Here is a 6,660-nt window from a genome sequence, read left to right on the forward strand (position 1 = left end):
AAGAATCGTTGCTATTTACATTCGGAGAAGCTGGTTTGAAGCCCCAAGATACGTATTCGCTGAATACGCTCACGACCTCCCTGGCCGCCGCTATTGCGGTCCCCGCGCTGTTTATCAGCCCTTACGCCGCCGCCCAATCCGCGGATTCGGGCGTGACGCAACTTGCGCCCGTGCGGGTGGAGGGTGAGGGGTCGTCGTACCAGACCTCTACGGCACAGTCGCCCAAGTTCACGGCGCCTTTGCTGGACACTCCGCGCACCGTCCAGGTCGTGCCCAAGCAAGTGATCCAGGACCAGGCTGCGTCCACGCTGCAGGATGTGCTGCGCAACTCCCCCGGGATCACGTTCGGCGCGGGCGAAGGCGGCCGCCCGGGCGGCGACCTGCCCATCATCCGCGGCCAGAACTCCGCCGGCAGCATTTTCCTGGACGGCATCCGCGACTCCAGCACGCAGGTGCGCGATACCTTCAACCTGGAACAGGTTGAAGTCATCAAGGGGCCGGACTCGGTCTATTCCGGCCGCGGCGGCGCGGGCGGCAGCATCAACATGGTCAGCAAGACGCCCAAGTCCACCGACTTCACTGAAGCCACGGCGCAGATCGGCACGGACAACAACTACCGCGCGACGATCGACAGCAACTGGCGCCTGGCCGACAAGGCCGCGTTCCGCCTGAACGTCATGGGTAACAAGGGCGACGCGCCCGGCCGTGACGACGCGGTGGACTTCGAGCGTTGGGGCGTGGCGCCGTCGCTGACGCTGGGCGTGGGTACGCCGACGCGCATCACGCTGAGCTACTACCACTACCAAGACGACAGCATGCCGGATTACTCCATCCCGTATGACCCGAAGACGGGCCAGCCGGTGACGGAGACCATGGGTGTAAGCCGCAAGAGCTTCTACGGGCTGACCGGCCGCGACTTCATGAAGACGCGCGACGACGTGGCGACCGTGGATTTCCAGCACGACTTCTCGGACAAGCTGCAGCTGCGCAACGTGACCCGCTATGGCCGTGGCACGACCGATTTCGCCGCGACCAACCCTGACGACAGCAAGGGCAACATCCCGAACGGTCTGGTGTACCGGGCGCTCAAGTCGGGCTATTACGTCACCAAGAGCTTTGCCAACCAGACCAACCTGACCGGCGAATTCGATACCGGCAGCCTGAAGCACTCGTTCGACCTGGGCTTCGAGTACAGCAACATCAAGCAGGACAAGGACAGCTACACCGAGTCGGGCGTTCCTGCCGGAACCAGCGGTTGCGTGACCGGCACGGCGAACGGCAAGAATACCTATGCCAACCCGGCGCTCTGCGCCTCGTTGTGGGATCCGAATCCGGGTACCTACTACCCGGGCCACCTGCAGCGCAACAACAATCCGGCGCGCTACAACACGGATACGGTTGCGCTCTACGGCTTCGACACGATCAAGTTCAACGAGCAATGGCAGGCCAGCCTGGGTCTGCGCTGGGATAACTACCGCACCAGCGGCAGCAACATTGCCAAGGGCCGCAACGACCCGGCCAGCACGCCAGCGTTCTACAGCACCAGCCGCGAGGACAATCTCTTCAACTACCAGGTCGGCTTGGCCTATAAACCGGCGCCCAATGGCACCATCTATGCTACCTACGGCACCTCGTCCACGCCGTCCGCCATCGCTTCCAGCGCGATCAGCGACGCCGTGTCGGTCACGAGCCAGTCGCTCGAGCCGGAAAAGAGCCGCACGGTGGAATTGGGCACGAAGTGGCAGGTGTTCGATGACCGCCTGACGCTGTCGGCGGCGGCCTTCCAGGACATCCGCAAGAACACCAGCGTCGCCGTCTCGGCCACCGAGACCGCGCAGGTCGGCGAAGCCAAGGTGCGTGGCATCGAACTGGGCTTCTCGGGCAGCATCACGCCCAAGTGGAACGTGTTTGGCGGCTACACCTTCATGAACAGCGAAATGACCAAGGGCGCCTACAACAGCGGCGCCGTGGGCCAGGACCTGCCGAACACCCCGCGCAATGCCTTCAGCCTGTGGACCACCTACAAGGTGCTGCCCAAGCTGACAGTGGGCGGCGGCGCATACTACGTGGACAAGGTGTACGGGAATTCGGATTCGACCAAGAACGCGGACGGCACGCCCAAGGCGCGCTGGGTGCCTTCCTACTGGCGCTTCGACGCCATGGCGGCGTACGAGTTCAACGACCACATGTCGGCGCAGTTGAACGTGCTGAACATTTTCGACGAAACGTACTACACCAAGGCCTATGCGGCGCACTACGCGGCGCTGGGCACGGGCCGGGCCGCGCTGCTCTCGCTGCGTGTGCGGTACTGATACCTTGCTGCAATGAAAAAAGCCACCGCGAGGTGGCTTTTTTCATGTCTGGGCCGGGTGCTGGCGCCCGGTGTGGTCTGATCAACTCTCGAACCAGTTCAGCACCCCATCCAACCCAGACACATTGAGCGCGTAGCGCGTCTGTTGACGCACCAGCGGCTTGGCGTGGTAGGCGACCGGGAAGCCGGCGATGCCCAGCATCTTCAGGTCGTTGGCGCCGTCGCCCATGGCGATGATCTGTTCCTGGGAGGCGCCATGCTGGCGCGCGAATTCGCGCAGATGGGCTTCCTTGGCGTCGGCGTCCAGGATGTCCCCCAACACCTTGCCGGTCAGTACGCCGTTGGCGATTTCCAGGGTGTTGGCGTGCGCGCTGTCCAGGTTCAGGCGCTGGCGCAGGCGCTCCGTGAAGAAGGTGAAGCCGCCGGAGACCAGCAGCACCTTGATGCCGGCGGCCTGGGCCGTGGTGATCAGGCGTTCGGCGCCGGGATTCAGGCGCAGCTTGTCCGCATAGACCTGTTCCAGCGCGTCGGCCGGCACGCCTTCGAGCAGGGCGACGCGGCGGCGCAGGCTTTCCGAGAAGTCCTTGATTTCGCCGCGCATGGCGGCCTCAGTGATTTCGGAGACCTTGTCCTTCAGGCCCGCGACGCCGGCGATCTCGTCGATGCATTCGATGTTGATCAGCGTGGAGTCCATGTCCATGGCCAGCACCTTGCATGCCGACAGCTTCAGGCCCGCGGGCAGGAAGGCGGTGTCGACGCCATGGCGCTCGGCCCAAGCGACGACTTCGGCGCGGGTGGTCTCGTCGTGCTGCACGTCGAGCAGGCGGGCGGCGGTGGCGCTGATGCGCGCCACGCCCTGCGCCTGGGCCAGGGCCGCCAGCTGTTCCGCGTGTTCCACGGTCAGGCCGGGGGATTGGACGACAAGGTGATGGGTAGTCATAAAAATCAGTGTGGTTGGACGGTTACTTCAGGGCGCGCAGCACGGCGCGGACGGCGTCGGCGCGGGCCGGGATCTGCGCGGCCTTGATCTCAACCCGCAATTTATCCTGTCCCGCCAGTTTGATGTGGCGCTGGCGCTGCACCAGTTCGATGATCTTGGCCGGATCGACCGAGGTCTTGGGGCCGAATTGCAGCAGCGCCTGGGTTTCGCTGGCGTCGATCTTGACGATGCCCAGGGGCTGGGCGGCCAGGCGCAAGCGGTGCGTGGCCAGCAGCGTCTGCGCGGCCTCGGGCAGCTTGCCGAAGCGGTCGATCAGTTCTTCCTGGATGTGGATCAGGTCGTCTTCGTCCGCGGCGTGCGCCAGGCGCTTGTAGATGCCCAGGCGGGCATGGACATCGGCGCAATAGTCGGACGGCAGCAGCGCCGGGGCGTGCAGGTTGACTTCGCAGGCCAGGTTGAAGGGGGCATCCAGGTCGGGCTCTTCGCCGGCGCGCAGTGCGCGGACTGCTTCGTTGAGCATCTCGTTGTACATCGAGAAACCCACTTCCTGGATGTTGCCCGACTGCGAATCGCCCAGCACCTCGCCCGTGCCCCGGATTTCCAGGTCGTGCATGGCCAGGTAGAAGCCGGAGCCCAGCTCTTCCATGGCCTGGATGGCTTCCAGGCGCTTCTTGGCGTTGTTGGTGATGGCGTCTTCGCCCGGTGTCAGCAGGTAGGCATAGGCCTGGTGGTGGGAGCGCCCGACGCGGCCGCGCAACTGGTGCAGCTGGGCCAGCCCGAAGCGGTCGGCCCGGTGGATCACGATGGTGTTGGCGCTGGGCACGTCGATGCCGGTTTCGATGATGGTGGTGCACAACAGCACGTTGTAGCGCTGCTGGTAGAAGCCCTTCATCACCTGTTCCAGTTCGCGCTCGGGCATCTGGCCGTGGGCCACGGCGATGCGGGCCTCGGGCACCAGCTCTTCCAGGCGGGCGCGGCGGTTGTGGATGGTCTCGACCTCGTTGTGGAGGAAGTAGCACTGGCCGCCGCGCTTGAGTTCGCGCAAGAGCGCTTCGCGCAGGGTGCTGCCGTCTTCGCGCCGCACGAAGGTCTTGATGGCCAGGCGCTTTTGCGGCGCGGTGGCGATGACGGAGAAGTCGCGTATGCCTTCCAGCGACATGCCCAGCGTGCGCGGGATGGGCGTGGCGGTCAGGGTCAGCACGTCGACCTCGGCGCGTAGCGCCTTCAGCGCTTCCTTCTGGCGCACGCCGAAGCGGTGTTCCTCGTCGATGATGACCAGGCCCAGGCGCTTGAACTTCACGTCCTTGGACAGGATCTTGTGGGTGCCGATGACGATGTCGACGCGGCCGTCGTTGATGCCTTCGACGGCGGCGGACACTTCCTTGGCCGAGCGGAAGCGCGACAGCTCCACCACCTTCACGGGCCAGTCGGCGAAGCGGTCGGAGAAGGTCTGGGCGTGCTGCTCGGCCAGCAGCGTGGTGGGGCAGAGCAGGGCGACCTGCTTGCCGTTGGCCACGGCCAGGAAGGCGGCGCGCAGGGCGACCTCGGTCTTGCCGAAGCCCACGTCGCCGCAGACCAGGCGGTCCATGGGGCGGCCGGAGGTCATGTCGGCGATGACGGCTTCGATGGCGGCGGCCTGGTCGACCGTTTCTTCAAAGCCAAAGCCTTCGGCGAAGGCCTGGTAGTCGTTGAGCGGCAGGTTGAAGGCATAGCCCTCGCGCGCGGCGCGCTGGGCATACAGGGCCAGCAGTTCGGCGGCGGTGTCGCGGACCTGGCGGGCGGCCTTGCGGCGTGCCTTGTCCCACTGGCCGGAGCCCAACTGGTGCAGGGGCGCGGCCTCCGGATCGGCGCCGCTGTAGCGGGCGATCACGTGCAGCTGCGACACCGGCACGTACAGGGTGCTGCCGTTGGCGTATTCGAGATGGAGGAATTCCATCCCGCCTTCGCCCATGTCCATGTTGACCAGGCCGTGGTAGCGGCCGATGCCGTGCTGCGCATGGACCACGGGGTCGCCCGCGCGCAGCTCGGACAGGTCGCGCACCATGGCTTCGACGTTGCTGGCGCGTTCCTGGTCGCGCTTGCCGCGACGGCCGGTGGTGGCCAGGCCGGGGTACAGGTCGTTTTCGGTGAGGAAGGCCAGATTGGCCTGGGGCAGGCCGAAGCCGGTGGACAGCGGCGCGGCGACGATGCCGAAATGGGCGTCCGAGGCCAGGAAGGCTTCGATGGTGTCGGGTTGCGCGTCCGGGGTGACGCCGAACTCGTTCAGCATCTGCACCAGGGTCTCGCGCCGGCCGGCGGAGTCGGCGCACAGCAGCACGCGCGTCTGGCCGCCCTGCACCAGCGCGCGCAGCTTGGCGATGGGATCCTCGGAGCGGCGCGCCACGCTCACGTCGGGCGCCGCGCGGAAGTCGGGGTGCGGCTGGCCGGCAGTGAGCGACAGCCGGCGGAAGTCCTTCAGTCGGGCGTAGAGCGCCTCGTTGTCCAGGAACAGCTCGGACGGCGGCAGCACCGGCCGTTCGCGGTCGCTTTTCAGGAAGCCGTAGCGGCTGGACGTGTCCTGGTTGAAGCGCTGGATGGCGTCGTCGATGTCGCCCACGGTGACGGTGACCGTGCCTTGCGTCAGGTAGTCGAACAGGGTCGCCGTTTCTTCGAAGAAGAGCGGCAGGTAGTACTCGACGCCGGCGAACGGGATGCCGTTGCCGATGTCCTTGTAGGGCAGGGCGCGCGACGGATCGCCCTCGAAGACCTCGCGGAAGCGCGCCCGGAAACGGTTGCGCGCGTCCTCGTCCATGGGGAACTCGCGGCCGGGCAGCAGTTGCACTTCGCGCATCGGATACAGGCTGCGCTGCGTGTCCACGTCGAAGCTGCGGATGGTCTCGATTTCGTCGTCGAACAGGTCCAGGCGGTAGGGCACCACCGAACCCATGGGGAACAGGTCGATCAGGCCGCCGCGCAGGCAGAACTCGCCCGGCGCGGTCACCTGGGTGACGTGGTTGTAGTTGGCCAGCGTCAACTGGGCACGCAGCGCGGCTTCGTTGAGCTTGTCCTTTTGCTTGAAGGAAAAGGTGTAGGCCGCCAGGAACGCGGGCGGCGCCAACCGGTACAGCGCGGTGGTGACCGGCACCGTCAGCACGTCCACCGACTTCGTCATCAGCGAGTGCAGCGTGTGCAGGCGTTCCGAAATCAGGTCCTGGTGCGGCGAGAAGGCGTCGTAGGGCAGCGTTTCCCAGTCGGGCAACTGGCGCACGCGCAGGTCCGGCGCGAACAGCTGGATTTCCTCGGCCAGGCGCTGGGCCTCGACGGGCTCGGCGGTCAGGATGACCAGCGGCGCCGACGCCTGCCGCGCCAGATCCGCCAGCAGCCAGGCGTCGCCGGAACCCGGCGGACGCGGCTGGGCATAGCGCGCGCC

At 66.1% G+C, this 6,660-nt stretch carries 3 protein-coding genes; 1 reads left to right on the forward strand and 2 read right to left on the reverse strand.

The annotated features are described in order from the left end of the window. The first annotated feature begins 35 nt into the window (after positions 1 to 35). Positions 36 to 2,312 (forward strand): TonB-dependent siderophore receptor, encoded by a 2,277-nt coding sequence (locus IPU70_RS32075; RefSeq protein ID WP_207473815.1) that lies wholly within the window; start codon positions 36 to 38, stop codon positions 2,310 to 2,312. 81 nt (positions 2,313 to 2,393) lie between these two features. Here the strand turns inward: IPU70_RS32075 and serB are convergent, their stop codons facing one another. Further along, positions 2,394 to 3,251, reverse strand: a complete 858-nt coding sequence (gene serB / locus IPU70_RS32080; protein WP_207473816.1) for a phosphoserine phosphatase SerB — start codon at positions 3,249 to 3,251, stop codon at positions 2,394 to 2,396. Positions 3,252 to 3,273: 22 nt separating this feature from the next. Then, a partial coding sequence (gene mfd / locus IPU70_RS32085) for a transcription-repair coupling factor (protein WP_207473817.1) occupies positions 3,274 to 6,660 on the reverse strand: 3,387 nt, incomplete at its 5' end.

Source organism: Achromobacter sp. SD115 (assembly GCF_017355315.1).
GTDB lineage: Bacteria > Pseudomonadota > Gammaproteobacteria > Burkholderiales > Burkholderiaceae_B > Achromobacter > Achromobacter xylosoxidans_B.